This is a genomic window from Pseudomonas sp. FW305-70 (assembly GCF_058783925.1).
The window spans coordinates 120,590-146,599 of sequence record NZ_JBYSYZ010000002.1; the positions used below are offsets into that span (position 1 = coordinate 120,590).

21 protein-coding genes and 2 tRNA genes are annotated in these 26,010 nt (G+C 60.7%); 4 read left to right on the plus strand and 19 right to left on the minus strand.

Annotated elements, in window-relative coordinates:
* Nucleotides 1–142: 142 nt before the first annotated feature.
* The 7 genes from dnaB to rnr all read right to left on the minus strand — a co-directional run bounded on the left by dnaB (nucleotide 143) and on the right by rnr (nucleotide 7,450).
* On the minus strand, nucleotides 143–1,540 hold the full coding sequence (gene dnaB, locus AC3WN7_RS02080) for a replicative DNA helicase (RefSeq protein WP_095964704.1): 1,398 nt from the start codon (nucleotides 1,538–1,540) through the stop codon (nucleotides 143–145).
* Between the two features lie 134 nt (nucleotides 1,541–1,674).
* Nucleotides 1,675–2,121: a 50S ribosomal protein L9 gene (gene rplI, locus AC3WN7_RS02085; RefSeq protein WP_007973276.1), complete on the minus strand. Its 447-nt coding sequence runs from the start codon at nucleotides 2,119–2,121 to the stop codon at nucleotides 1,675–1,677.
* Nucleotides 2,122–2,140: 19 nt separating this feature from the next.
* On the minus strand, nucleotides 2,141–3,034 hold the full coding sequence (locus AC3WN7_RS02090) for a YybS family protein (protein ID WP_015093234.1): 894 nt from the start codon (nucleotides 3,032–3,034) through the stop codon (nucleotides 2,141–2,143).
* 36 nt (nucleotides 3,035–3,070) lie between these two features.
* Nucleotides 3,071–3,301, minus strand: a complete 231-nt coding sequence (gene rpsR / locus AC3WN7_RS02095; protein WP_002551829.1) for a 30S ribosomal protein S18 — start codon at nucleotides 3,299–3,301, stop codon at nucleotides 3,071–3,073.
* A 28-nt stretch (nucleotides 3,302–3,329) separates the two neighbouring features.
* On the minus strand, nucleotides 3,330–3,752 hold the full coding sequence (gene rpsF, locus AC3WN7_RS02100; protein ID WP_007973274.1) for a 30S ribosomal protein S6: 423 nt from the start codon (nucleotides 3,750–3,752) through the stop codon (nucleotides 3,330–3,332).
* A 306-nt stretch (nucleotides 3,753–4,058) separates the two neighbouring features.
* Nucleotides 4,059–4,826 (minus strand): 23S rRNA (guanosine(2251)-2'-O)-methyltransferase RlmB, encoded by a 768-nt coding sequence (gene rlmB, locus AC3WN7_RS02105; RefSeq protein WP_007973273.1) that lies wholly within the window; start codon nucleotides 4,824–4,826, stop codon nucleotides 4,059–4,061.
* Nucleotides 4,823–7,450, minus strand: coding sequence for a ribonuclease R (gene rnr / locus AC3WN7_RS02110; protein WP_102673156.1), 2,628 nt, complete (start codon nucleotides 7,448–7,450; stop codon nucleotides 4,823–4,825). Before rnr ends, rlmB begins: the two co-directional genes overlap by 4 nt.
* Nucleotides 7,451–7,674: 224 nt before the next feature.
* Between rnr and AC3WN7_RS02115 the strand changes: the two genes are divergently transcribed.
* The 4 genes from AC3WN7_RS02115 (at nucleotide 7,675) to AC3WN7_RS02130 (ending at nucleotide 10,892) form a co-directional block, all read left to right on the plus strand.
* Nucleotides 7,675–7,761: transfer RNA gene (locus tag AC3WN7_RS02115), tRNA-Leu, on the plus strand.
* A 168-nt stretch (nucleotides 7,762–7,929) separates the two neighbouring features.
* Nucleotides 7,930–8,016 (plus strand) — tRNA-Leu (locus AC3WN7_RS02120).
* Between the two features lie 309 nt (nucleotides 8,017–8,325).
* Nucleotides 8,326–9,336: an iron ABC transporter substrate-binding protein gene (locus AC3WN7_RS02125; protein WP_095964702.1), complete on the plus strand. Its 1,011-nt coding sequence runs from the start codon at nucleotides 8,326–8,328 to the stop codon at nucleotides 9,334–9,336.
* Nucleotides 9,336–10,892, plus strand: a complete 1,557-nt coding sequence (locus tag AC3WN7_RS02130; protein ID WP_102673157.1) for an ABC transporter permease — start codon at nucleotides 9,336–9,338, stop codon at nucleotides 10,890–10,892. The genes AC3WN7_RS02125 and AC3WN7_RS02130 overlap by 1 nt, the downstream gene beginning before the upstream one ends.
* Nucleotides 10,893–11,012: 120 nt before the next feature.
* Here AC3WN7_RS02130 and AC3WN7_RS02135 read toward each other — a convergent pair whose 3' ends face one another.
* From AC3WN7_RS02135 to AC3WN7_RS02190, 12 genes are all read right to left on the minus strand, one after another.
* A complete protein-coding gene (locus AC3WN7_RS02135) occupies nucleotides 11,013–12,947 on the minus strand; it encodes a methyl-accepting chemotaxis protein (RefSeq protein WP_102673158.1) in 1,935 nt (644 codons plus the stop codon).
* A 138-nt stretch (nucleotides 12,948–13,085) separates the two neighbouring features.
* Nucleotides 13,086–14,375: an adenylosuccinate synthase gene (locus tag AC3WN7_RS02140; RefSeq protein ID WP_007973267.1), complete on the minus strand. Its 1,290-nt coding sequence runs from the start codon at nucleotides 14,373–14,375 to the stop codon at nucleotides 13,086–13,088.
* Between the two features lie 54 nt (nucleotides 14,376–14,429).
* Nucleotides 14,430–15,617: an ATP phosphoribosyltransferase regulatory subunit gene (locus AC3WN7_RS02145; protein ID WP_007973265.1), complete on the minus strand. Its 1,188-nt coding sequence runs from the start codon at nucleotides 15,615–15,617 to the stop codon at nucleotides 14,430–14,432.
* Nucleotides 15,618–15,929: 312 nt separating this feature from the next.
* Nucleotides 15,930–16,799 (minus strand): protease modulator HflC, encoded by an 870-nt coding sequence (gene hflC / locus AC3WN7_RS02150; protein WP_102673159.1) that lies wholly within the window; start codon nucleotides 16,797–16,799, stop codon nucleotides 15,930–15,932.
* Entirely contained in the window at nucleotides 16,799–17,974 is a 1,176-nt protein-coding gene (gene hflK / locus AC3WN7_RS02155; RefSeq protein WP_007973262.1) for an FtsH protease activity modulator HflK, read from the minus strand. Before hflK ends, hflC begins: the two co-directional genes overlap by 1 nt.
* A 96-nt stretch (nucleotides 17,975–18,070) precedes the next feature.
* Nucleotides 18,071–19,372: a ribosome rescue GTPase HflX gene (gene hflX / locus AC3WN7_RS02160; RefSeq protein WP_095964699.1), complete on the minus strand. Its 1,302-nt coding sequence runs from the start codon at nucleotides 19,370–19,372 to the stop codon at nucleotides 18,071–18,073.
* Nucleotides 19,373–19,384: 12 nt separating this feature from the next.
* Nucleotides 19,385–19,645, minus strand: coding sequence for an RNA chaperone Hfq (gene hfq, locus AC3WN7_RS02165; RefSeq protein WP_003221112.1), 261 nt, complete (start codon nucleotides 19,643–19,645; stop codon nucleotides 19,385–19,387).
* Nucleotides 19,646–19,738: 93 nt separating this feature from the next.
* Nucleotides 19,739–20,710 carry a tRNA (adenosine(37)-N6)-dimethylallyltransferase MiaA gene (gene miaA / locus AC3WN7_RS02170; protein ID WP_095964698.1) on the minus strand — a complete coding sequence of 324 codons (972 nt, stop codon included), beginning with the start codon at nucleotides 20,708–20,710 and terminating at the stop codon, nucleotides 19,739–19,741.
* Nucleotides 20,710–22,620, minus strand: coding sequence for a DNA mismatch repair endonuclease MutL (gene mutL, locus AC3WN7_RS02175; RefSeq protein WP_102673160.1), 1,911 nt, complete (start codon nucleotides 22,618–22,620; stop codon nucleotides 20,710–20,712). The genes miaA and mutL overlap by 1 nt, the downstream gene beginning before the upstream one ends.
* Nucleotides 22,617–24,047 carry an N-acetylmuramoyl-L-alanine amidase gene (locus AC3WN7_RS02180; protein ID WP_102673161.1) on the minus strand — a complete coding sequence of 477 codons (1,431 nt, stop codon included), beginning with the start codon at nucleotides 24,045–24,047 and terminating at the stop codon, nucleotides 22,617–22,619. Before AC3WN7_RS02180 ends, mutL begins: the two co-directional genes overlap by 4 nt.
* Entirely contained in the window at nucleotides 24,048–24,518 is a 471-nt protein-coding gene (tsaE, locus tag AC3WN7_RS02185; RefSeq protein ID WP_007973252.1) for a tRNA (adenosine(37)-N6)-threonylcarbamoyltransferase complex ATPase subunit type 1 TsaE, read from the minus strand.
* On the minus strand, nucleotides 24,506–26,005 hold the full coding sequence (locus tag AC3WN7_RS02190; RefSeq protein WP_102673162.1) for an NAD(P)H-hydrate dehydratase: 1,500 nt from the start codon (nucleotides 26,003–26,005) through the stop codon (nucleotides 24,506–24,508). Before AC3WN7_RS02190 ends, tsaE begins: the two co-directional genes overlap by 13 nt.
* Nucleotides 26,006–26,010 lie beyond the last annotated feature (5 nt).

The window sequence follows — 26,010 nt, forward strand, 5'->3', positions numbered from 1 at the left end:
ATAGCACAAATTTTGACCAATTCCGACGGCTGTGGTCGGAAATTGCGGCGACCCCTTTCGCGAGCAAGCCCGCTCCCACATGGGCGGCGCTGTACCTGTGGGAGCGGGCTTGCCCGCGAAGGGGCCAGCCGAGACAACAATGTTACTCGTCGTCGTCGAAGTTGTAGCTACCCGGCGCCAGGTTCTCGAATCGGGTGTACTTACCGATAAAAGCCAGCCGGATAAAGCCGATCGGCCCGTTCCGCTGCTTGCCGATGATGATTTCGGCAATACCCTTGTGCTCGGTTTCCGGGTGATACACCTCGTCGCGATACACGAACATGATCACGTCGGCGTCCTGCTCGATCGCTCCGGATTCCCGCAAGTCGGAGTTCACCGGGCGCTTGTTCGGCCGCTGTTCCAGGGAGCGGTTGAGCTGCGAGAGCGCCACCACCGGGCAGTTGAATTCCTTGGCCAGGGCCTTCAGGGATCGCGAGATCTCGGAAATCTCGTTGGTCCGGTTGTCACCGCTGGAACCCGGGATCTGCATCAGTTGCAGGTAGTCGATCATGATGAGGCCGACATCGCCGTGTTCGCGCACCAGGCGGCGGGTCCGGGCGCGCATTTCCGACGGGCTGATGCCCGCGGTATCGTCGATGAACAGCTTGCGGTCGTTGAGCAGGTTGACCGCCGAGGTCAGGCGCGGCCAGTCGTCGTCTTCCAACTGACCGGAACGCACCTTGGTCTGGTCGATGCGGCCGAGGGAAGACAGCATACGCATGATCAGCGATTCGCCTGGCATCTCGAGGGAGTAAACCAGGACGGCCTTCTCGCTGCGCAACACGGCGTTTTCCACCAGGTTCATCGCAAAGGTGGTTTTACCCATGGACGGACGGCCGGCGACGATGATCAGGTCGGCCGGTTGCAGGCCGCTGGTTTTCTCGTCGAGGTCGGTATAGCCGGTGGACAGGCCGGTGATGGCGTTGTCGGTGTTGAACAGGGTGTCGATGCGGTCGATGGCCTTGGTCAGCAGGTCGTTGACGCCCACCGGGCCACCGGTTTTTGGCCGGGCCTCGGCAATCTGAAAGATCTGGCGCTCGGCTTCGTCAAGAATCTCGGCGGCGGTACGGCCTTCAGGATTGAAAGCGCTATCGGCGATTTCGGTGCTGATGCCGATCAATTGACGCAATGTCGCCCGTTCGCGAACGATCTGCGCATAGGCCTTGATGTTGGCGACAGATGGCGTGTTTTTCGCCAGCTCGCCGAGATAGCCGAGACCGCCGACTTGCGAGGTCTGGCCTTCCTTGTCCAGTTGCTCGGACAGGGTCACGACGTCGATCGGCATGTTCTGATCGGCCAGTTTGGCGATCGCGCGGAAAATCAGGCGGTGGTCATGTCGATAGAAATCGCCGTCGGAGACCTGATCGAGCACGCGTTCCCAGGCGTTGTTGTCCAGCATCAGACCACCGAGCACAGCCTGTTCGGCCTCGATGGAATGCGGCGGCACCTTCAGCGCGGCGGTTTGCAGGTCGTATTGCTCGGGAGCTAAGATTTCGTTCATGGCCACTTGGTTTTTTTTTGGAAAGCAGGAATGTAAAAACTGGGATGCCAGAAAGACAAAGGGCACGACCTGTAAACAGGATCGTGCCCGATGTTACCGGCAAGCACCCGAGGGTGCCAGCCGACAAGTGCTGCTTAAGCTGCTACCACGACAACGCGTACGGTGGCTTCAACTTCGGCGTGCAGGTGCACGGCTACGTCGAATTCGCCTACGTTGCGGATGGTGCCGTTCGGCAGACGAACTTCGCTCTTCTGCACTTCAACGCCGGAGGCGGTCAGTGCGTCAGCGATGTCGTGAGTACCGATCGAACCGAACAGCTTGCCTTCGTCGCCAGCGGTGGCAGTGATGGTCACTTCCAGCTCGGCCAGTTGGGCAGCGCGGCTTTCAGCCGATGCTTTGCGATCTGCTGCAGCTTTTTCCAGCTCAGCGCGACGCTCTTCGAACGCAGCCAGGTTGGCTGGGGTCGCAGCGGTAGCTTTGCCGTAAGGCAGCAGGTAGTTACGACCGTAACCAGCCTTAACGTTCACTTTGTCACCCAGGTTGCCCAGGTTGGTGACTTTTTCCAGAAGGATCAGTTGCATGTGAAAATCCTCTTAACTTTTAACCTTCACCGTTCGCGTTATCGGCATCTTTCGGTGCCGAACGACCGCGAAAATCAATCAGGCTGTCGACGATGGCCAGGACCACCAGCAACGGATAGATCAGTTGCATGAACAGCAACAGCGTCACGTACAACCCCACCAGCCAGAACCTGGCCAGTCGCTTCTGCGCCACCAGCCCGTGAATCAGGGCCAGCCCGGCGAACACCAGCGGTACGCTGCACAACGGCGTCAACATGGCCAACTGCGGACCGATGTTCGGCCCCAGAAGCATGCACGCCAGCAGCAACATCGCCGGCAACAGCGGGATGCGGATGGCGCGAAACTCGCGACCAAAACCGCCCGGGTTGTACAACAACGCCTGCCAGTAGCGCCCGACAAGCAGGCTCAGCAAGCTGACGATTTGCAACAACGCCGCAATCAGGCCGGTCAGGACCGGTGCAATCAGGGACGCGAAACGCGCTTGTTCGTCTACCGACAACTTCTGGTAGACATCACCGAGTAGCGACGGCATGACTTTGATCAAAGCCTGCGCCAGCATCTCGATCTGGGGAGCAAAAGCTGTCCCCAACACCACTGAAAACACCACTCCCATCGCTATGCTGACCAGCAGCACGCGGTTCCAGGACTCGCTTGCGCGCAAAACCAACGCAAGGCTCGCAGACCCCAGCAGCACCAGAAGTGCCCGTGGGTCGTCGGAGTAAAGCCACCAGGCCAATGCCGGCAGCAGTCCCAGAGCAAGAACGCCCAGGGCGTCCCTCAATCCGCGCCGCAGGAGCACAAGGCATCCGGCGGCAGCACCCAACCAATACAACAACGGCATCGCCGCGCATCCAGCCACTACCAGAGTGGCCTGCATACGGCCGCGCATGATGAACTCAGCTATGGCCCGCATGCATTCAATCCTTTGCTACGTGTCGACTGCCCGGTCTCAGCGGCCGTGGCTGTCGGTGTAGGCCAGCAGGGCCAGGAAGCGGGCGCGCTTGATAGCGGTGGCCAGCTGACGCTGATAACGAGCTTTGGTACCGGTGATGCGGCTTGGAACAATTTTGCCGGTCTCGGATACGTAGGCTTTCAGAGTGTTGAGATCTTTGTAATCGATCTCTTTCACGTCTTCAGCGGTGAAGCGGCAGAATTTACGACGACGGAAGAAACGTGCCATTTGATAGGCTCCTTAAAAGGTCCGTGGATTACTCGTCAGCGTTATCGCTGTTGTCGCTGTCATCACTGTCAGCGCTTTCAACGCCTTCGTGCTCAGGACGGTCGCGACGCTCACGGCGCTCACTGCGGTTTTCTTCAGCCTTGAGCATCTCGGACTGGCCGGTAACGGCTTCGTCGCGACGGATGACCAGGTTACGGATCACTGCATCGTTGTAGCGGAAGTTGTCTTCCAGCTCGGCCAGGGCCTTGCCAGTGCACTCAACGTTCAGCATCACGTAGTGAGCCTTGTGAACATTGTTGATTGCGTAGGCCAGTTGACGACGGCCCCAATCTTCCAGACGGTGGATTTTGCCGCCGTCTTCTTCGATCAGCTTGGTGTAACGCTCAACCATGCCGCCGACTTGCTCGCTTTGATCCGGGTGGACCAAAAAGATGATTTCGTAATGACGCATGAATGCTCCTTACGGGTTGTAGCCTGCCGCTCAAAAGCGGTCAGACAAGGAGTGAATGACACTTATGGACTTGCGGACGCTAGACACGTTGGTGCCTGCCATCACAGCAAGGGGCGCAATTGTAGAGAAGGGATGAGGGAGGCGCAAGGCAATTGGTGATTATTTGAACAGCCACCAAATTCATGCCACACCGCAAAACACTGTGGGAGCGGGCTTGCTCGCGAATGCGGTACGACACTCAACATCTTTGCTGAATGTTACTCCGCTTTCGCGAGCAAGCCCGCTCCCACAGGGACTGCAACCGGATCAGGATTTCTTGGCGGCAGCCTTGGCTTTGACGCTGCGCTGGCGCTGCGCTTCGAACAGGCAGACGCCGGTCGCCACGGAAACGTTGAGACTGCTGACGCTACCGGCCATCGGCAGATTCACCAGATAGTCGCAATGCTCACGGGTCAGGCGACGCATGCCCTTGCCTTCGGCGCCCATGATGAGGATGGTCGGGCCGGTGAGATCCTGATCATACAGACTGACCTCAGCCTCGCCGGCCGTACCGACAACCCACAAGCCACGCTGCTGGAGCTTTTCCAGGGTGCGCGCCAGGTTGGTCACGGCAACCAGCGGAATCACTTCCGCCGCGCCGCAGGCGATTTTCCGTACAACCGGCGTCAGGGTCGCCGACTTGTCCTTCGGCACGATCACGGCCAGCGCGCCCGCCGCATCGGCGGAACGCAGGCAGGCGCCGAGGTTGTGCGGATCGGTCACGCCGTCGAGCACCAGCAACAACGGTGCGCCGTCGGTGCGATCGAGCAGTTCGTCGAGCATTGCCTCACCCCAGACCTGGCTCGGACTCACGTCCGCGACCACGCCCTGGTGCACGCCCTCAACCCAGGCGTCCATTTCGCGGCGCTCGGCCTGGCCGACCTGGACCCGGTTTTCGTTGGCCAGCTCAATCAGCGTCTGGACCCGAGGATCATTGCGGCCTTCGGCCAGCCAGATCTGCTTGACGCGTTTCGGGTGGTGACGCAACAACGCTTCTACAGCATGGACGCCGTAGATCTTTTCCAACTGACTCATGGCTTGGCCTTAGGTTTACGCGCCCCGCCACTCTTGGCTGGAGCCGAGCCCGCTTTTGGCGGGCCTTTACGATGTTTGCTCGGTTTGGCTGGCTTGCCGCCGACGGCCTTGTCAGGCGCCGACCGGCTGGTCTTTCCCCCAGACGCCGCTTTACCGCCGCTTTTCGCACCGGCCAGCAACGCCTGTTTCATTTCACGACTTTTGCGCACTTCGGCGTTTTTCGCCGCGGCATCGCTCGGGCGATAGGCTTCCACAGCCTTTTCCTTGGCAGGACGGCGACCGGTTTTCGCCGGGGCCGGTTCTGCTTCGACTTTCGCTGCAGGCGCTGCACTTTCGGTACCGCGTTTTTTGCGGCCGATCGGCGCGCTGATGGTTTTTTCGGCCATCTCGAAGTCGATCTTGCGCTCGTCGAGGTCGACGCGCATGACTCGCACTTCCACGGTGTCGCCCAGGCGGAAGCTGCGACCGGTGCGCTCACCGGCCAGGCGGTGGTGCACAGGATCGAAGTGGTAGTAATCGCCCGGCAGCGCGGTGACGTGCACCAGGCCTTCGACGTAGATATCGGTCAGCTCGACGAACAGACCAAAACCGGTCACGGCCGTGATCACACCCGGGAACGACTCGCCCACGCGATCTTTCATGAACTCGCACTTGAGCCAGTTCACCACGTCGCGGGTTGCTTCGTCGGCACGGCGCTCGCTCATCGAGCACTGCTCGCCGAGCTGCTCCAGGGCCGCTTCGTCGTACGGATAGATGCGCGCTTTCGGAATGGTCATCGCACCGGCACGGCGAACGTGCGGGGTGTTCTGCTTCGAATGGATCACGCTGCGGATTGCGCGATGCGTGAGCAAGTCCGGATAGCGGCGGATCGGCGAGGTGAAGTGGGTATAGGCTTCGTAATTCAGGCCGAAGTGGCCCTGGTTATCAGCGCTGTACACCGCCTGGCTCAACGAACGCAGCATGACGGTCTGGATCAGGTGGAAATCCGGACGATCCTTGATACCGGCCAGCAATGCCTGGTAATCCTTCGGCGACGGACCGTCCTTGCCTTTGTGCAGGGACAAACCAAGTTCACCGAGGAAGGCGCGCAGTTTTTCCAGACGCTCCGGTGGCGGACCATCGTGAACGCGGTACAACGCAGGAATTTCATGCTTTTTCAGGAATTCGGCAGTGGCCACGTTGGCCGCCAGCATGCATTCCTCGATCAGCTTGTGTGCGTCGTTGCGTACGGTCGGACGAATTTCGGCAATCTTGCGCTCGGAACCGAAGATGATCCGGGTTTCCTGGGTCTCGAAATCGATCGCACCACGAACGTGACGGGCCGCCAGCAATACCTTGTACAGCGAGTACAGCTGCTTGAGGTGCGGCACGACGTCGGTGTATTCGCCGCGAAGCTTGCGCGCCTCGGTGGCTTTCGGCGTTTCCAGCATGGCGCTGACTTTGTTGTAGGTCAGGCGCGCATGGGAGTGGATCACCGCTTCGTAGAAGCAGTAGTCGGTCATTTCGCCGGACTTGGAGATGGTCATCTCGCAAACCATGGCCAGACGATCGACTTGCGGGTTCAGCGAGCACAAACCGTTGGACAGCTGCTCAGGCAGCATCGGGATCACGCGCTCGGGGAAGTACACCGAGTTGCCGCGAACCTGCGCTTCGGCATCCAGCGCCGAACCGAGCTTCACGTAGCTGGATACGTCGGCAATCGCCACGTACAGCTTCCAGCCGCCGGAGAACAGACGCAGCTTGCCCGGACGGGCTTCGCAATAGACCGCATCGTCGAAGTCGCGGGCATCTTCGCCGTCAATGGTGACGAACGGCAGATGACGCAGGTCGATGCGCTTCTCTTTGTCTTTCTCTTCGACTTCCGGCTTGAGCTTGCCGGCTTCCTTGAGCACGGCGTCAGGCCAGACGTGAGGAATGTCATAAGTACGCAGGGCGACGTCGATTTCCATGCCCGGCGCCATGTAGTTGCCCACGACTTCAACCACGTCGCCTTGCGGCTGGAAGCGTGGCGTCGGCCAGTGAGTGATCTTTACTTCGACGAACTGACCGATCTGCGCGTTGGCATTACGGCCCGGCGTCACCAGCACTTCCTGCTGGATCTTCGGGTTATCCGCGACGACGAAACCGATACCGCCCTCTTCGAAGTAGCGACCGACGATGGTCTCGTGAGCACGGGACACCACTTCGACGATCATGCCCTCACGGCGACCACGACGATCCAGACCGGAAACACGCGCCAGGGCACGATCACCGTCGAACACCAGACGCATCTGCGCCGGGCTCATGAACAGATCGTCACTGCCGTCGTCCGGCACCAGGAAGCCGAAGCCGTCACGGTGACCGCTGATGCGGCCCAGGATCAGGTCAAGCTTGTCCACCGGCGCATAAGTGCCGCGACGGGTATAGATGAGTTGAGCATCGCGCTCCATGGCGCGCAGGCGGCGGCGCAGGGCTTCGATCTGGTCTTCTGTGGTCAGACCAAACTCTTCGACCAGTTGCTCGCGGTTAGCAGGCGAACCCCTATCAGCAAGGTGCTGAAGGATCAGTTCGCGGCTAGGAATAGGGTTTTCATATTTTTCCGCTTCACGAGCGGCCTCGGGATCGAGGGACTGCCAATCGGCCATTAGAGAGTTTTCACCTTGTCTATATGCGGGTTAGTTTGGCATAGGCGTAATGAAACGGGAAATTTCAGGCTAAGACGACCCATCTAAAGCCCTGTATCGACACCGCAAAGCTGTTTTGAAGACCGCTGGCGAAATTTTCCAGGTTTTTTTGATTCCGGGGGTTTACAGTTAAAAAGACGCTCCGTATAGTGCGCGCCATCGACGACGGAGACGTTGCCGATACTGCCCAGATGGTGAAATTGGTAGACACGCCAGCTTCAGGTGCTGGTGACCGCAAGGTCGTGGAAGTTCGAGTCTTCTTCTGGGCACCAATTTCGAGCTTGAGATTAGATCAATTTCAAGGCTCACACAAAAACCCGCGAAAGCGGGTTTTTGCATTCTGGACCACTGGTTTATTAATTTTTAAAATCAGGGGTTTACAGATCAAAACGCTCTCCGTATAGTGCGCCACATCAACAGCGGCAACGCTGAAGATGAATGCCCAGATGGTGAAATTGGTAGACACGCCAGCTTCAGGTGCTGGTGACCTTACGGTCGTGGAAGTTCGAGTCTTCTTCTGGGCACCAATTCAAGTTCAAGGTTACGGCCTTTAACTTCACAAAAACCCGCGAAAGCGGGTTTTTGCGTTTCTGGCATCCAGAAATGTTCTCTACCACCCTTCTGTAGGAGCGAGCCTGCTCGCGATGCGCGCCCAGACAACACTGGCATGCAGGCACCCCGCGTTATCGTTGGAGACCATCGCGAGCAGGCTCGCTCCTACAGGGTCATCGGCAGCCCGTACCAAAAGCAAATCCAACCTGCAAGGCGCATTTGAGAAACAATATCGTTTATCATTGTTACAAGTTTTTGCAATGCGACAGTGAGGAACCCCGAGAATGATGTTTCGAAATACCCTGCGCCGCGGCTTGACCATTACCCTGCTCGGCCTGGCACTTGCCACTCCCCTCACCCAAGCCGCCGACCCGGTTTCCCTGACGCTCTACAACGGCCAACACAAAGAAGTCGGCGACGCGGTCGCCAAAGCCTTCGAAGCCAAGACCGGGATCCACGTCAATGTACGTAAAGGCAGCAGCAACCAGCTCGCCAGCCAGGTCGTCGAAGAAGGCGATCGCTCCCCTGCCGACGTGATCTACACCGAAGAATCGCCGCCACTGAACAAACTTGGCGAACAAGGCCTGCTGGCCAGGGCGGATGACGCCACGCTGGCCGTTCTGCCCAAGGAATACGTCGCCAGCAATGGCACCTGGATTGGCGTGACTGCCCGGGTGCGCGTCGTCGCCTACAACCCCAAGCTGATTGATGAGAAAGACCTGCCGACCTCGGTGATGGAATTCTCCGATCCAAAATGGCAAGGCAAGGTCGGCTTCGTGCCTACCAGCGGCGCCTTTCAGGAACAAGCCGTCGCCATCATCAAAGTGCACGGCATGGACGCTGCCGAGGAATGGCTGACCGGGCTGCGCGCATTCGGCAAGACTTACAGCAACAATATGGTCGCGCTCAAAGCCGTGGAAAATGGCGAAGTGGCCACCGTGCTGGTCAACAACTACTACTGGTTCGCCTTGCAGCGTGAAAAGGGCCAGCTCGATTCGAAACTGCACTACTTCACCGGCGGCGACGTCGGCGGGCTGATCACCGTGTCCAGCGCAGCCGTCCTGAAATCCAGCAAACACCCTAAAGAAGCACAGCAATTGCTCGCCTACATGGCCAGCGAGGAAGGCCAGCGCGTGATCACCCAGACCACCGCCGAATACCCGCTTCACAAAGGCATGGAGTCTGATCGCGGACTCAAGCCATTCAACGAGCTGCAAGCACCGAAAGTCACGCCGGCCGACCTGGGCAATGCCGAAGAAGCCCTGGACCTGGAACGTGACGTTGGCCTGAACTGATGAGCGCATCGCTTTCCGCGCATGGCGGGTACATGCCACGACGCAAGCGGCCGTCAATCTGGCTGGTCCTGCCGGTTTTGCTACTGGTGGTGCTCAGCCTGCTGCCGTTGGCCTATGTCGGGCTCAAGGCCTGGCAAGCAGGCTGGGCCGAGGCGCTGCACTTGCTGTGGCGCCCCTATGTGTTCGGACTGCTGCGCAACACTCTGGCGTTGATGGTCGGCGTGACGCTGGCCTGCGGCGTGATCGGCCTGTCGCTGGCGTGGTTGCTGGAGCGCAGCAGTCTGCCGGGGCGACGCCTGTGGGGTGTGATCCTGTGCCTGCCCTTCGCCGTACCGGCGTTTGTCAGCAGCTTCACCTGGGTTTCATTGAGCGCTCATTTCGAGGGACTCGGCGGGGCGATTCTGGTGATGACGCTCTCTAAATACCCGCTGATTTTCCTGCCGGTGGCGGCGACCCTGCGCAATCTCGACCCATCGCTGGAAGAGTCGGCGCGCACCCTGGGGCAGAACCGCTGGGGCGTATTCTTCAAGGTCACCTTGCCCCTGCTCTGGCCGTCGCTGCTCGCCGGTTCCTTGCTGATCGCCCTGCACATGCTGGTGGAATTCGGCGCGCTGTCGATCATCGGCCTGCAAACCTTCACCACCGCGATCTATCAGCAGTTCGAGCTGGAATTCAGCAATGCCAATGCGGCGATGCTCTCCGCCGTACTGCTGATGCTGTGCCTGGCGTTGTTGTGGCTGGAGCTGCGCGTGCGCGGCAAGGGTCGACACGTGCGCACCGGCCAGGGTGCGGCGCGACGCGCGGAACAGGTTCACCTGGGACCCTGGGCTGTGGCGGGACAGCTTTATTGCCTGCTGCTGGCAATCATTGGCAGCGGGATTCCGTTGGGCATGCTGGCTTACTGGCTGGCAGTCGGATCATCGGCAGCCTTTCCAATGGCAGCCATCGGTGAAGCATTGCTGTCATCCCTCGCGCTGTCGCTGGGTGGCGCTGCGGTGTGCCTGGTGCTGGCGGTGCCGGTCGGCCTGCTGGTCGTGCGCTACAAGGGCCAACTGGCAATCTGGGCCGAGCGCTTGCCGTATCTGCTGCATGCCCTGCCGGGACTGGTCATCGCCCTGACCCTGGTGTATTTCGCCCTGCACTATGTGCCGATGCTTTACCAGACTTCGGCATTGCTGCTGATAGCCTATGCGCTGCTGTTTCTGCCGCTGGCCCAGGCGCCGATTCGCACCGCCCTGAACAAGGCGGCACCGCAGCTTGAAGAAGCGGCACGTACACTGGGCGCCTCGTCTTTCAGTGCGTTCTGTCGAGTGACACTGCCGATCATTTTCCCGGCACTGGGCGCAGCGTTTGCCCTGGTGTTCCTGGATGCGATGAAAGAACTGACGGCGACCTTACTGCTGAGTCCGACGGGGCTCAATACATTGGCAACGGAAGTCTGGGCGCATACCGCGAATGTGGAATTTGCCGCGGCGGCGCCTTATGCGGCGCTATTGATATTAGTGTCAGGGTTGCCGGTCTATCTGCTGACGACCCGGATGTATCTGAGCCGCTAAAACCGTATTCGCGAGCAAGCCCGCTCCCACAGTGGCCCTTTGTGAACATCATATTTGTGTTCGACAGAGGACCACTGTGGGAGCGGGCTTGCTCGCGAAGGGGCCGGCACCAACAACCAATCAAGCCCTGAACTGCCCCAGGCTCGCCTTCAACTGCGCCGCCAACCCATCCAGCACCTTGCCGCTGGCCGTGGTTTCCACCACCGCCTGAGCCGCTTTCTCAGCCTGGGCATGAATGGTCTGGACCCGCCCTCGCACCGCTTGCGCCCCTTGCGCCTGATGCGCCGCGGCCTGGGTCGCCAGACCGATCGCCGCATGCACCTGTTCAACCGACGCCTGCACCGACTGCTGCAACCGTGCACTGTCACGCAGCACCACCAAACCTTCGTTGGCCTGGCGTCCGGCCTGACCGATTGCCGCGACCGCCTCGCGCGCGCCCTGCTGCAATGCCACGATATGCGCCTGGATATCGCCAGTGGAGCTCTGCGTCTTGCTCGCCAGTGCCCGCACCTCATCTGCCACCACCGCAAACCCACGCCCGGTCTCGCCGGCACGCGCCGCTTCAATAGCCGCGTTCAGCGCCAGCAGGTTGGTCTGCTCGGCGATGCCGTGAATCACCGTCAACACCACTTCAATCTGCTGGCTTTGCTGCGCCAGGCGCTCGATCACCTGGGCGCCGGTATTGACCTGCCCCGCCAGTTCCTCGATCAGGCTGCCGACTTTCGCCGAGGTCCGGGTGTTTTCATCGGTGGCCTGACGAATCTCCACCACCTGTTTCAGCGCCGCCTGCATGGCGTGGCTTTCCGACTGCGCCTCATCCGCCATTTGCGACAGGGCACGCAAACTCTCCGCCACTTCGTCACGCTGCATGCCAGCCGCTGCGTCCGCACCCGCGTTGCGCAGGGTCATGGCACCAATCTCGACGCCGGTACGCTGAGCCACATCGCCCGCCTCGCGCACGATCGGCTGCAACTTATCCACAAAGCGATTGACCGCCGAGGCCATGTCGCCGATTTCGTCCTTGCTGTTGATCTGCACACGCTTGGTCAGGTCGCCCTCACCCGCTGCCAGGTCATCCATGGCAACGATCAGCATCTTCAGGCGATTGACCACTCGACGACCGAGCACCACCGCCAGCAACAGCAGGACACCAAAACCCACGACGGCCAGACACACGCCGATGCGCCAGCGCAATGTTGCAGCGGCTTCCTGTACCGTGCTGGTGGTGTTGGCTTTCATTTCAGCCGCGGTGGACTGCGCCGACTGCAGACGCGCGCGCATCGCCGTTGCACTGTCGGCAGCCGCGCCTTTGAGGCTGTCGCCGACCAGTTGGTCGCTGCTGGCGATCAAGGCCGAGAAGCGCTTGTCGAGGGCCGCAAGGTCCGTCTCCACGGAAGCCGTCGAGACCCCCATCAGGACCTTGCCGATTTCCACGCCATTGGGGTTGATCGAGGCCTCGATGTAGAAGACCGAAGGATCGTTCTTCGCCGCATCCAGCACCTTGTCGAGCGCCCGCTCGCCCTGGCCTTTTTCCAGCAGTGCCTTGTTGATCGGGTTTTCCCGGTTGAGGTAGCGCGTCAGGTGCTGACCGGTAGCGTCGTCATACACCACGAACAGCACATTGGGATTGCGCTGGGCCCGGCGGGCGAATTCAGACAGTGTCGGAATGTCGTTGTCCCACATGGCGCGGGGCGCGACCGAAGCCAGAAGCTGCGCCATATCGCTGGCGGAGTCCTTCAGGTCCTTTTCCAGGGTCGAACGCAATTGCGCCTGCTCTTCCTCAAGACGCGAGGACAAACCGGCCGTGAGGCGCTGACGTGTACTGGTAGAAAGGCTGTCCAGACTGGACGTGACTTCACGCCCGGCCTGCTCGAGCTCGGCGGAAAGTTTTTGACTGTCCGCGCCCAGGCGCGTGCCCAGATCGGCTTCGAGCGCGGTCACCGTGCTCCGGGTCAGAGCAACAGCCACCAGCACCTGCACCAAAAGGGCGATACCCAGGGTAACGAACACAGGCCGCAACAAACGGCTTTGTAACAGTGAGAGAACGGCCGACACTGTGAATCCCTCTACTTGGACGCCATTATTTTGATGGCATTCTTTTGAGGATATTTACAGCAAAGGTCATGCCGTCCTGCAGACAAATACGACAAAGGCCCCGATTAAGGAGCCTTTGTGTTTTACATCAACGACTTATCAAGCAAACGGATGACGCAGAACGATGGTTTCGTTGCGGTCCGGGCCCGTCGAAATAATGTCGATCGGCGCACCGATCAGCTCTTCAACGCGCTTGATGTAAGCACGGGCGTTAGCTGGCAGCTCTTCCAGGGTTTTGGCACCCACGGTCGACTCGGTCCAGCCCGGCACTTCTTCGTACACAGGCTGCAGGCCCACGTAGCTGTCAGCATCAGTCGGGGCAACGGCCTTGCCTTCTGCGTCTTTGTAGCCGACGCAGATGTTGATGGTTTCCAGACCGTCGAGCACGTCCAGCTTGGTCAGGCAGATGCCCGAGATGCTGTTCACATCGATAGCGCGGCGCAGGATAACAGCGTCAAACCAGCCACAACGACGAGCACGGCCGGTAGTCGCGCCGAACTCGTGACCTTGTTTGGCCAGGTGCGCACCGACTTCGTCGAACAGCTCCGTCGGGAATGGACCCGAACCTACACGCGTGGTGTAAGCCTTGGTGATGCCCAGGATGTAGTCCAGGAACATAGGGCCGACACCCGAACCGGTAGCAACGCCGCCAGCGGTGGTGTTGGAGCTGGTCACGTACGGGTAGGTACCGTGGTCGATGTCCAGCAGGGAGCCTTGGGCGCCCTCGAACATGATGTCTTTGCCAGCGCGACGCAGGTCGTGCAGCTCGGCAGTCACATCCAGCATCAGCGGCTTGAGCAGCTCAGCGTATTCCTTGCACTCGGCCAGGGTCTTGTCGAAGTCGATGGCCGGCTCTTTGTAGTAACCCACCAGCATGAAGTTGTGGTAATCCACCAGTTCACGCAGCTTGTCTTCAAAGCGCGGCATGTTGAGCAGGTCGCCCACACGCAGGCCACGACGTGCAACCTTGTCTTCGTAGGCCGGGCCGATGCCGCGACCGGTGGTACCGATCTTCAGCTCGCCACGGGCCTTTTCACGCGCCTGGTCCAGCGCAACGTGGAAGGACAGGATCAGCGGGCAGGACGGGCTGATACGCAGGCGCTCGCGCACCGGCACACCTTTTTCTTCCAGCTTGGTGATCTCGCGCAGCAGGGCGTCAGGTGCTACCACCACGCCGTTGCCGATCAGGCACTGTACGCCTTCGCGCAGCACGCCCGACGGAATCAGGTGCAAGACGGTTTTTTCGCCATCGATCACCAGAGTGTGGCCCGCGTTGTGGCCACCCTGGTAGCGCACTACGGCGGCAGCATGTTCGGTCAGCAGATCAACGATCTTGCCTTTGCCCTCATCACCCCATTGGGTGCCCAGGACTACGACATTCTTACCCATAACACTTGTCCTCATTCGCGCAAACTTGGTGCCGGCGGCAGCCGGCAGGAAAACTCAAGAAGCCAGTGGCGATACTTGCCAAAGCCCGTTCTGCTGAATCAATTGCCGGTCGCAGTCCGCTTCACGGGCGGCGGCCAAAGGTTGTCCAGGCAAGGCCTGAACGACACGCTGACCCTCACTGCGCAACTGGCAAACCTGCTGCCAGAGTGCCGCATCCGTACTGTCAGGCATCCAGATACCGCCAGACGGTAGCTCGATCTCAGCACGCCCCAGGGTCACCAGGGTTTTCAAATCGGTGGAAAAACCGGTCGCCGGACGGGCACGACCGAAGTCGGCGCCGATGTCGTCGTAACGACCGCCCTGGGCAATGGACTGGCCAACACCCGGGACGAACACGGCGAACACCACACCGGTGTGGTAGTGGTAGCCACGCAGCTCGCCCAGGTCGAAATACAGCGGCAGCTCAGGGAACCGCACGGACAGCCGCTCGGCAATTGCCAGCAGGTCGTCCAGGGCCGCCAGAACCGGGGCAGGCGCCTTGGCCAGACGCTCGCGGGCCGCAGCCAGCACTTCACGACCGCCACACAGGTCGACCAACGCCCGCAGCATGCCCGACAGATCGGCAGGCAAACCTTCGGTCAAGGTAATGACCTCATCGATGGCCTTGCGTTGCAAGGCATCGAACAACTGCTGCTCGACTTCACCGGACAAACCGGCCGCGCGGGCCAGGCCGCGATAGATGCCGACATGACCGAGGTCCATGTGCACATCCGGCACATCGGCCAGTTGCAGCATGGCCAGCATCAGGCTGATGACTTCGACGTCGCTGCTCGGGCTGCCGTCGCCGTACAACTCGGCACCCAGCTGAATCGGGCTGCGCGAGGACGACAAGGCACGCGGCTGGGCATGCAGCACGCTGCCGGCATAGCACAGGCGGCTCGGACCTTCGCGACGCAGGGTGTGCGCATCGATGCGCGCCACTTGCGGCGTGATGTCGGCACGGAAACCCATCTGGCGGCCCGATTGCGGGTCGATGACCTTGAAGGTGCGCAGATCCAGGTCCTGGCCCGCGCCGGTCAGCAGGGATTCCAGGTACTCGATATGGGGAGTCACGACAAACTCGTAACCCCAGCTCTGGAACAGATCCAACACCTGACGACGCGCGACTTCAATACGCGCAGCTTCCGGTGGCAGTACTTCTTCGATGCCATCTGGCAGAAGCCAGCGGTCTACCGTTGCCATTACGCCTTCCCCTATCTCCGGGCGACCAGCCTGTCGGCGAGCCTTGAGTGAAGCAGAAAATGATCGGCTTGCGCACAAACCACGCGCATGAGCGACGGAGCGAAAAGCCCTTCTACCGGCTTCGCCAACCACTTTCCTCGAAAAACTGTCGAGCCAATCGGCCCGGCATCTGCTTTAAAACAGCAATCAAACATGCAGACGCAAAAAAGCCGGGAATTTCCCGGCTGCCGCATCATACACACGTTTTCCCAAAGGATCACCCCGCCAGAGGTTTTAGCCGCCCGGCGGGGGATAAATCAGGTCAACGTCGTATCAAGGCTTGGCTTTTTCCAGGTAGTGGAAGAAGTCGCTGCTTGGGTCGAGGACCATGACGTCGGATTTGTTCGCGAAGCTTTCACGGTAGGCACGCAGGCTACGGTAGAACGCGTAGAACTCCTGATCCTGACCGTAGGCCTTGGAGTAGATCGCAGCGGCCTGGGCATCGCCGTCACCGCGAACCTCTTCGGACTCACGATAGGCTTCAGCCAGCAGCACGCGGCGTTGACGATCGGCGTCGGCACGGATGCCTTCGGCCAGCTCGTTACCCTTGGCGCGGTGCTCGCGAGCTTCACGCTCACGCTCGGTGCTCATACGTTCGAACACGCTGCGGTTCACTTCTTTCGGCAGGTCGATGGTCTTGACCCGTACATCGACCACTTCGATGCCCAGTTCCTTTTCAGCCATCTTGTTCAACGAAGCAGTAATGTCCGCCATCAACGCATCGCGCTCACCGGAGACCACTTCGTGCAAGGTGCGCTTACCGAACTGGTCACGCAGGCCCGATTCCAGACGACGGGACAGACGCTCGTCGGCGATCTGCTTGAGGCCGGAAGTCGCGGTGTAGTAACGCTCTGCGTCCTTCACGCGCCATTTGGCGTAGGCATCGACCATCACAGCTTTCTTTTCCAGCGTCAGGAAGCGCTGTGTCGGCGCATCCAGCGTCATCAGGCGTGCGTCGAATTTACGCACCTGGTTAACGTAAGGCACTTTCACATGCAGGCCTGGCTGAACATCGGTCTGGACCACGCGACCGAACTGCAGCAACACCGCACGCTCGGTCTGAGCCACGATGTAGAAGCAGTTCCAGGCAGCGATCGCCAGGACGACGCCGACAATAAGGGCGATCAGCGATTTATTGCTCATCAGCGACTCTCCCTGGTACGTGCTTGCTGTTGCTGCAGATCAGCTGCCGCACGTGCATTCGCTTCATTGCTGGTGGCTGCCGCACTGGTCACCGGAGTGCCGGTGTTGCGACCACTTTCGACCATCTTGTCCAGCGGCAGGTACAGCAGGTTGCTCTGGCCGTTCTTGTTGCCGGTCACGAGCACCTTGCTGGTGTTGCTGAAGACTTCCTGCATGGTGTCCAGGTACAGACGCTGGCGGGTGACTTCAGGCGCCTTGCGGTACTCGGCAACCAGCTTGGTGAAGCGATCGGCCTCACCCTTGGCGCGCGAGACGGTTTCGTCACGGTAACCATTGGCATCCTCGAGGATGCGCTGGGCCTGACCACGGGCTTCCGGCACGACGCCGTTGGCATAGGTTTCGGCCTGGTTGCGCGAACGCTGCTCGTCTTCCCGGGCACGGATCACGTCATCGAAGGCTTCCTGGACTTCGCGCGGTGCCGCTGCGCTCTGAACGTTGACCTGGGTAACGGTGATACCGGTGCGATAGGTGTCCATGAAGCGTTGCAGACGCTCCTTGATCTCGCTGGCCATCAACTCACGACCTTCGGTCAGTACCTGGTCCATTGCGGTGGAACCCACCACATGGCGCAAGGCGCTGTCGGTCGCGTGCTGCAGGCTGATTTCCGGCTGATCGACGCTCAGCACGAAATCCTGCAGGTTGCTGATCTTGTACTGCACGGTCAGCGGCACTTCGACGATGTTCTCGTCTTCGGTCAGCATCTGGCCCTGCTTGGTGTAGGCACGCTCACGCGTGACGTTTTCCATGTACTTCTTGTCGATCGGCGGGAAATAGATATTCAGGCCCGGCCCCACGGTTTCGTAGTACTTGCCGAAGCGCAGCACCACGGCCTGCTCCTGCTCGTCGACGACATAAACCGCGCTGTACAGCCAAACGGCGGCCAACACGACCAGGCCGATGCCGAGCAGGCCGCCAAAGCCGCCACTCTTGCCCGGACCACCGCCGTCGTCGCCACCACGTTTTTTACCACCACCGAACAAACCGTTCAGGCTTTCCTGCAGCTTTCGGAAGGCCTCGTCGAGATCCGGTGGCCCCTTGCGGTCGCCGTTGTTACGACGCTTGCCACCCCAAGGATCCTGATTATTCGAGTTGCCACCCGGCTCATTCCAAGCCATAGCGCTCTCCATCTGATAAAGCAAAGACGCACCCACGGCGCGCCGACCAATGCTACAGAATGCCTGTCACCACGGCACAACCGCTTTCTCAGGCTTTTATTGCAAAGTGTGTTGCTCGATAAACTCCGTCGGCACAACGCCTTCACGGCTGACCAGTCGATTGAGCTCCGAGCGCGGCAATCGAACGGCCAGCAAGCTGACACCTTCTTCGTCGTATTCTTCTTTCTGTACCGCGCCCAGCTCGAAAAACTGTGCACGCAGACGCGCAAAACGCTGAGGCAAGCGCAAGGTACCGACAAACAATTCACTGCCCAGCAACTCGGCAATGGCTTGCTCAAGCAATTCCAGACCTGTGCCATCACGTGCCGAGAGCCAGACCCGTTGGGGCCTGCCGTTTTCGTCGCGCTGGATTTGTGGCTCAACGCCTTCAAGCAAATCGAGTTTGTTATAGACCTCGAGGATCGGCAAGTCCTGGGCACCAATCTCACCCAGCACCACCATCACCTGCTCGATCTGCAACATGCGATCCGGTTCGGCCGCATCGATCACGTGCAGCAACAGGTCGGAGTTGCTCGACTCTTCGAGCGTAGACCGAAATGCCTCGACCAGCTTGTGGGGCAAGTGGCGAATGAAACCCACAGTGTCGGCCAGGACAATCGGCCCCAGGTCGTCCAGTTCCAGACGGCGCAAGGTCGGGTCCAGCGTGGCAAACAACTGGTCAGCCGCGTACACGTCGGATTTCGTCACGTTATTGAAGAGCGTGGATTTACCGGCGTTGGTATAGCCCACCAGGGACACGGTAGGAATATCCGCACGGGAACGGCCGCGTCGCGACTGTTCGCGCTGACTGCGCACTTTTTCCAGGCGGCCCTTGATCTGCCGCAGGCGAACCCGGAGCAGACGACGGTCGGTTTCCAGCTGGGTTTCACCCGGGCCACGCATGCCGATACCGCCAGCCTGGCGCTCAAGGTGGGTCCAGCCACGAACCAGCCGGGTGCTCATGTGGTCAAGCTGGGCCAGTTCTACCTGGAGCTTGCCTTCATGGGTGCGGGCGCGTTGCGCGAAAATATCGAGAATCAGACCGGTGCGGTCGATCACGCGACACTCGAAGACCCGTTCGAGGTTACGTTCCTGACTGGGTGTGAGGACGTGATTGAAGATGACCAGGTCTGCTTCTTCGGCATGGACCAGATCGCGTAGCTCCTCGACCTTGCCACTGCCAATCAGAAATTTGGCGGTTGGCCGATGACGCGGCACGTTAAAAAACGCAACGGTCTCGGCGCCGGCCGAATTAGCCAATTCCTGAAACTCCTGCGGATCTTCGCGCGCCTCAGGGTCCTGTCCATCCAAGTGAACGAGGATCACTCGCTCACCACCACCGTGGCGCTCAAAGAACAAAGGAGACTCCTATCAGGCGTTACCTGGCTCAGCGTCACCTGCATCGGATTCGGTTGCGCTAGGCAGACGAATTGGACGCACCGGTACCACTGTAGAGATAGCGTGCTTGTAGACCATCTGGCTTACGGTGTTTTTCAGCAGGATGACGAACTGGTCGAACGACTCGATCGTTCCTTGCAGTTTGATACCGTTGACCAGGTAGATGGACACCCCAACTTTCTCTTTACGTAAAGTATTCAAGTAAGGGTCTTGTAGCGAATGCCCTTTTGACATGTGCCGCACTCCTTTAAGGATTCAATATAAAAAATAGGTAAACAGATGGCTTTAGCCGCCACACCCCCAAGGATAGACGGCAATTGCAAGGACTCAGCTCAATATGGAGATGGTCCCCAGGTATTTCAAGGCGCGCGGCAGATTGTCGCAATCCAGACTGTCCAGCCAATGCAGGTCAGTCCAACTGCGCAGCCAGGTGAACTGGCGTTTCGCCAATTGGCGCGTGGCAATGATTCCACGCTCCTGCATCTCGGCTGACGTCAGCTTGCCATCCAGGTAGTCCCAGACTTGGCGGTAGCCTACTGCACGTATAGACGGCATCCCGGCATGCAGGTCACCTCTATTACGCAGGGCTACGACCTCGTCAATGAATCCCTGTTCCAACATTAAAGTGAATCTTTGTTTAATTCGCTCGTGCAGTACCTGGCGATTTGCCGGGGCAATAGCCAAGTTCGCGACAGTATAGGGCAATTGTTGCTGTCCCGAAGCGGCTGCTTCGGTACTTTGCGCAGATTGTTGCAAGCGTAGCGCAGTCATGCTCTGACCGCTTACCCGATAAACTTCCAGTGCTCGACTCAGACGCTGCGGATCGTTCGGATGAATACGCGCGGCAGAAACCGGGTCGATCACTGCCAACTGGTCGTGCAGGGCTTGCCAGCCAAGGCGTGCAGCCTCTTCTTCGATCTGGGCGCGCACGTGCGGATCGGCGGCCGGCATCTGCGCCAGGCCTTCAACCAAAGCCTTGTAATAGAGCATCGTGCCGCCTACCAGCAGCGGAATTTTTCCACGCGCGGTGATCTCGGCCATGGCTTGCAGGGCGTCACGGCGGAAATCCGCAGCCGAATAGCTCTCGGCCGGATCGAGAATATCGATCAGACGGTGCGGATATTGCGCCAGCAGCTCTTTGGAAGGCTTGGCGGTGCCGATATCCATGCCACGGTAGACCAGCGCCGAATCGACGCTGATCAACTCGCAAGGCAGGACCTTGGTGAGTTCGATGGCCAGGTCAGTCTTGCCGGCGGCGGTCGGGCCCATCAGGAAAATCGCAGGTGGGAGCTGGCTCATCAACGACCGCGCAAGAACAGTTTGTCCAGATCGTCCAGGCCCAGTTGGGTCCAGGTCGGTCGGCCATGGTTGCATTGACCGCTGCGCTCGGTGTTTTCCATGTCACGCAGCAGGGCATTCATTTCCGGCAGGGCCAGACGCCGGTTCGCCCGAACCGCACCGTGGCAGGCCATGGTCCCGAGCAACTCGTTCAGGTGCGCCTGAATGCGGTCGCTGGTGCCGAATTCCATCAGATCCGCCAGGACGTCCGCGACCAGCCGGTTGGCTTCGGCCTGCTTGAGCAGTGCCGGGATCTGCCGGATGGCCAGGGTTTCCGGGCCCAGGCGCTGCAACTCAAAGCCCAGGCGCTGGAACCAGGCGACATGCTCCTCGGCGCAATCGGCTTCACGCTGACTGACGGCCAGGGACTCCGGCACCAGCAACGGCTGACCACTCAGGCCCTCGCTGGCCATCGCCACCTTCAGACGCTCATACATGATCCGCTCGTGGGCGGCGTGCATGTCCACCAGCACCAGGCCCTGGGCGTTTTCCGAAAGGATGTAGATGCCCTTGAGTTGTGCCAGCGCATAACCCAGCGGCGGGATGTCGTCCTGCCCGGCCGGTAGCGCGACGGCATTGGCCTCGGGCAGCGGCGCAAAAAACTCGCGGTAGGCGGCCTGCGCTTCAGCGACCGGAACACCGGACTGCGGACGTGGTGTGTACTGATATTGATAACCGGCGCCAGCACCCGAACCTGCCGGTGCATTGAACGACGGCTGGGCCTGAGGCTGTTCCAGCAGGGCATTGGCGGCCAGGCGCATTTCGCCCTGGGGCCCGAATTCACCGGCTTCGAGGCCGGTAGGCCGGACGATGGCCGTGGCAACCGGTGCAGCCAGATGATCATCGGGGCGCACATCGCCCAAGGCGCGGTGTAAGGTGCCGTAGAGGAAATCGTGAACCATGCGCCCTTCGCGGAAGCGCACTTCGTGCTTGGTCGGGTGCACGTTGACGTCGACGCCGGTCGGATCGACCTCGAAAAACAGCACGAAGGTCGGGTGCCGACCGTTGAACAGCACGTCGCGATAGGCCTGGCGTACCGCGTGGGCCACCAGCTTGTCGCGCACGGCACGGCCATTGACGAAGAAATACTGCAAGTCGGCCTGGCTGCGGTTGAAGGTCGGCAGGCCGACCCAGCCCCATAAATGCAGGCCGTTGCGCTCGATTTCGATCGGCAGGGCCTGCTCCAGGAAGCCCGGCCCGCAAATCGCCGCCACGCGCCGGGCACGGGCCGCATCATCATGGGCCTCGTGCAGGCTGAGGATGGTCTTGCCGTTGTGGCGCAGATGGAACGCCACATCGAAGCGCGCCAGGGCCAGACGCCTGATCACTTCCTGCAGGTGATCGAATTCGGTTTTTTCGGTCTTGAGAAACTTGCGTCGCGCCGGTGTGTTGAAGAACAGGTCGCGCACTTCAACCGAGGTGCCCACCGGATGCGCCGCAGGCTGCACGCGGGGTGCCATGTCACGGCCTTCGGTCTCGACCTGCCAGGCCTGATCGGCGTCGCGGGTGCGGGAGGTCAGGGTCAGGCGCGCGACGGAGCTGATCGATGCCAGGGCCTCACCGCGAAAGCCCAGGCTCATGACCTGTTCGAGGTCTTCCAGGTTGCGGATCTTGCTGGTGGCGTGGCGGGCCAGCGCCAGCGGCAGGTCATCGGCGGAAATGCCGCTACCGTCGTCGCGCACCCGCAGCAATTTGACGCCGCCCTGCTCCACATCGACGTCGATGCGCCTGGCACCGGAGTCGAGGCTGTTTTCCAGCAGTTCCTTGATCACCGAAGCCGGACGCTCGACCACCTCACCGGCGGCAATCTGGTTCGCCAGTCGCGGGCTGAGCAGCTCGATCCGAGCGCCGTTGTTCACGAGCTGATTCATTCTTTGGCCGCCAGTTCAGTGCCCGGAATGGTCAGGTGCTGACCGATCTTGAGCTCATCGCTCGACAGGTTGTTGGCACTGCGCAGGGCCGCGGGCGACACCTGATAACGCACGGCGATCATCGCCAGGGTCTCGCCCGGATTGACGCGGTGGTCACGTGGCCCCTGCACGATCTTGCCGGAGTCGCGCAGCCAGGCAATGTAAGTGCCCGGCGGCGGGTTCTGCTGGAAGAACTGGCGCACGCCGCTGCTGATCGAACGCGCCAGTGCCTGCTGATGGTTCGATGCCGCGAGTTTCGAGGCTTCGTTGGCGTTGGAGATGAACCCGGTTTCCACCAGGATCGACGGAATATCCGGCGACTTCAGCACCATGAAACCGGCCTGTTCGACCCGCTGCTTGTGCAGAGGCGTAACCCGGCCAATGTTGCTCAGCACCCTCTGGCCAACGTTCAGGCTGGACGTCAGGGATGCCGTCATCGACAGGTCGAGCAGCACGCCGGCGAGCATGCGGTCCTTGTCATCGAGGCTGACGTTGCCCGCACCACCGATCAGGTCGGAACGGTTTTCGCTGTCAGCCAGCCAGCGGGCCGTCTCCGAGGTCGCACCACGATCGGACAGGGCAAATACCGAGGCACCGAAAGCGGCGGTAGAAGGCGCGGCGTCGGCGTGGATCGAGACGAACAGGTCGGCGCCTTTCTTGCGGGCAATTTCGGTACGGCCACGCAACGGAATGAAGTAATCGCCGGTTCGGGTCAGTTCGGCGCGGAAACCTTTCATGCCGTTGATCTGGCGTTGCAATTCGCGGGCGATCTGCAACACCACGTCTTTCTCACGCTGGCCGCGAGAACCCGATGCGCCCGGATCTTCACCACCGTGTCCGGCGTCGATCACCACAATGATGTCGCGCTTGCCGGCCGGGGCCGGCGGCAGCTTGATTGCAGGCTCCACAGGCGTGACCGGCACGGCGGGCATCGTGGCCACAGTCGGTGTCGGCGCTGGGGGAGGCGCGGCATCCGCGGCGTTATCGAACAGATCGACCACCAAGCGGTTGCCGTACTGGGCGTTCGGCGCCAGGGAAAAGCTTTTTGGTGTCACCGCCTTTTTCAGATCGATGACCACCCGCAGGTCGGTCGGCGTGCGTTGAGCCGAGCGCATGGCGGTAATCGGAGTATTCGACGTGTTGACGTTGAGTGGCGCACCGAGGGTCGCACCATTGATGTCGATGACCAGGCGATCCGGCGCGGTCAGGGTGAAGACGCTGTGTTGCACCGGGCCGGTCAGGTCAAACACCAGACGTGTGTTGTCCGGTGCCCGCCACAGACGAACACTGTTGACCTTCGAATCGGCCACAGCGTCGACGGTCACCGCCAGAAACAACACCCCTACGGCAGCAACCAACGCGCGAAAGCGCATACCTAACCCCATCATTTATTTGGATTCCAATGCCAAAGCGGCACACCAGGCCTCGCCACGCGAGCCCTGGGATAAAATTTTCAGCGAACGCCCGCTGTCTTGCGGGCTAATGGTAATGGTCAGGTCCGGCTTTGGCAAAAAGCCTGCACCTTTGTCGGGCCACTCGATCAGACACAGGGCATCGTCTTCGAAGTAGTCGCGGATACCGAGGAACTCCAGCTCCTCCGGATCGACCAGACGGTACAAATCGAAATGGAAGGCGCGAATGTCGCCAATCTCGTAGGGCTCTACCAGGGTGAAGGTCGGACTTTTTACTGCCCCGACATGCCCCAGGCCGCGGATGATGCCTCGGGACAACGTGGTTTTGCCCATCCCCAGGTTGCCCTCGAGGAAGATCAGGCCATGGCCTTGGGTGATTCGGGCAATGCGTGCGCCAAAGTCGCTCATGGCCTGCTCATCGGCCAGGTACAGGGTTACTTCAGACACGGTGCTTGCTCCTCCAACAACTGACGAATGACTGGAATCAGATCACTGGCCGCCAGTCCACGGCCGAATTTTCCTAGCTGTTCGCCGGCATTGGCGTGCAGCCAGACCGCCAGGCAGGCCGCGTCGAAGGGCTCCATGCCCTGGGCCAGCAATGCGCCGAGCAAACCAGCCAGAACATCGCCTAATCCGGCAGTAGCCATCGCCGGATGGCCCTGATGACAGACGGCCAGCCGCCCGTCGGGACTGGCGATCAGGCTCCCGGCCCCCTTGAGCACCACGACCGCCGAATATTTCTTGCTCAATGCATGGGCCGCTGCCGGTCGGTCGGCTTGAACCTGCGCCGTGCTCATTCCGAGCAACCGCGCCGCTTCGCCCGGATGCGGGGTGATCACACAATCCCTGGGCAAACTCACACGCTCCTCGGCCAGCAGGTTCAGCGCATCGGCGTCCCAGACTTGCGGCAACGCTGCGTTAGCGGCGGCCGACAACAAGCTGCGCCCCCAACCCGCCTGCCCCAGCCCCGGGCCGACAACCAACACGGAAACCTTTTGCAGCAAATCCATCAACTGATTGGCCGAGGAAGTGCCCAGCACCATCGCCTCGGGGATCCGCGCCAGTGCGGCCGCGACATGTTCGCTGCGGGTCGCCACCGACACCATGCCCGCACCGCTGCGCAACGCACTTTGCGCGCTCAGCAGGATCGCGCCACCCAACCCGCGATCGCCACCGATCAGCAACACATGGCCGAATCTGCCTTTGTGGGAAGCTGGCGCCCGCGCTGCTGGACGCGGCAGATTAGCTGCGCTCAGGCGACGGGCGGTGAAAGCAGCGCCTTCTATCAACCGGGGGTCTGCGTGCAAGTCGTTGAACAGCAGTTCGCCGACCACATCCGCCGCCTCGCCGGTGAACAATCCCAATTTCAAGCCGATGAAGGTCACGGTCAGGTCGGCCTGCACCGCCACGCCGAGGACACGACCGGTATCGGCGCACAGTCCTGAAGGAATATCCACCGCCGCAACCGGCAGCCCGCTCACATTGATCGCGGTGATGGCGCTGGCATACGGCTCACGCACCTCACCGCTCAGTCCGGTGCCAAGCAAAGCATCCAGGACGATGCCGCGCAATCCGGATTGTGCGGTCCAGGGCTCGATGAGCACTTTTTCAGATACCGCCTCGGCATGTGCCAAGGCCGCGTCCCCCTGCAGGCGCTGCGGATCTCCCACCGCCAATACCCGGACGGACCAGCCTGCGCGCAGGGCCAACACGGCCACCAGATACCCGTCCCCGGCGTTGTTGCCATGGCCGGCGAGTACACTGAGTTCGTTCGCTGTCGGCCATTGCCGCACCAGCGCCCGCCACGTCGCCCGCGCCGCGCGCTGCATCAATTCGAAGCCCGGTGTGCCGGCGGCGATCAGGCTCGCGTCGAGTGCTCGCACTTGCGCGGCACTGTACAGTGCGTCGGGTAATTCATCTTTAGTGTGCGGCATGCGTC

What these genes read in the sequence shown, in the direction of transcription:
- rlmB (WP_007973273.1), bottom strand. Translation starts at nt 4,826, where the DNA reads ATGAGTCAGTTGGAAAAGATCTACGGCGTCCATGCTGTAGAAGCGTTG.
- AC3WN7_RS02180 (WP_102673161.1), bottom strand. Translation starts at nt 24,047, where the DNA reads ATGATGGGGTTAGGTATGCGCTTTCGCGCGTTGGTTGCTGCCGTAGGG.
- AC3WN7_RS02140 (WP_007973267.1), bottom strand. Translation starts at nt 14,375, where the DNA reads ATGGGTAAGAATGTCGTAGTCCTGGGCACCCAATGGGGTGATGAGGGC.
- AC3WN7_RS02130 (WP_102673157.1), top strand. Translation starts at nt 9,336, where the DNA reads ATGAGCGCATCGCTTTCCGCGCATGGCGGGTACATGCCACGACGCAAG.
- AC3WN7_RS02145 (WP_007973265.1), bottom strand. Translation starts at nt 15,617, where the DNA reads ATGGCAACGGTAGACCGCTGGCTTCTGCCAGATGGCATCGAAGAAGTA.
- AC3WN7_RS02190 (WP_102673162.1), bottom strand. Translation starts at nt 26,005, where the DNA reads ATGCCGCACACTAAAGATGAATTACCCGACGCACTGTACAGTGCCGCG.
- hflC (WP_102673159.1), bottom strand. Translation starts at nt 16,799, where the DNA reads ATGAGCAATAAATCGCTGATCGCCCTTATTGTCGGCGTCGTCCTGGCG.
- dnaB (WP_095964704.1), bottom strand. Translation starts at nt 1,540, where the DNA reads ATGAACGAAATCTTAGCTCCCGAGCAATACGACCTGCAAACCGCCGCG.
- AC3WN7_RS02125 (WP_095964702.1), top strand. Translation starts at nt 8,326, where the DNA reads ATGATGTTTCGAAATACCCTGCGCCGCGGCTTGACCATTACCCTGCTC.
- miaA (WP_095964698.1), bottom strand. Translation starts at nt 20,710, where the DNA reads ATGAGCCAGCTCCCACCTGCGATTTTCCTGATGGGCCCGACCGCCGCC.
- rplI (WP_007973276.1), bottom strand. Translation starts at nt 2,121, where the DNA reads ATGCAACTGATCCTTCTGGAAAAAGTCACCAACCTGGGCAACCTGGGT.
- mutL (WP_102673160.1), bottom strand. Translation starts at nt 22,620, where the DNA reads ATGAATCAGCTCGTGAACAACGGCGCTCGGATCGAGCTGCTCAGCCCG.
- hfq (WP_003221112.1), bottom strand. Translation starts at nt 19,645, where the DNA reads ATGTCAAAAGGGCATTCGCTACAAGACCCTTACTTGAATACTTTACGT.
- rpsF (WP_007973274.1), bottom strand. Translation starts at nt 3,752, where the DNA reads ATGCGTCATTACGAAATCATCTTTTTGGTCCACCCGGATCAAAGCGAG.
- rnr (WP_102673156.1), bottom strand. Translation starts at nt 7,450, where the DNA reads ATGGCCGATTGGCAGTCCCTCGATCCCGAGGCCGCTCGTGAAGCGGAA.
- hflK (WP_007973262.1), bottom strand. Translation starts at nt 17,974, where the DNA reads ATGGCTTGGAATGAGCCGGGTGGCAACTCGAATAATCAGGATCCTTGG.
- AC3WN7_RS02090 (WP_015093234.1), bottom strand. Translation starts at nt 3,034, where the DNA reads ATGCGGGCCATAGCTGAGTTCATCATGCGCGGCCGTATGCAGGCCACT.
- rpsR (WP_002551829.1), bottom strand. Translation starts at nt 3,301, where the DNA reads ATGGCACGTTTCTTCCGTCGTCGTAAATTCTGCCGCTTCACCGCTGAA.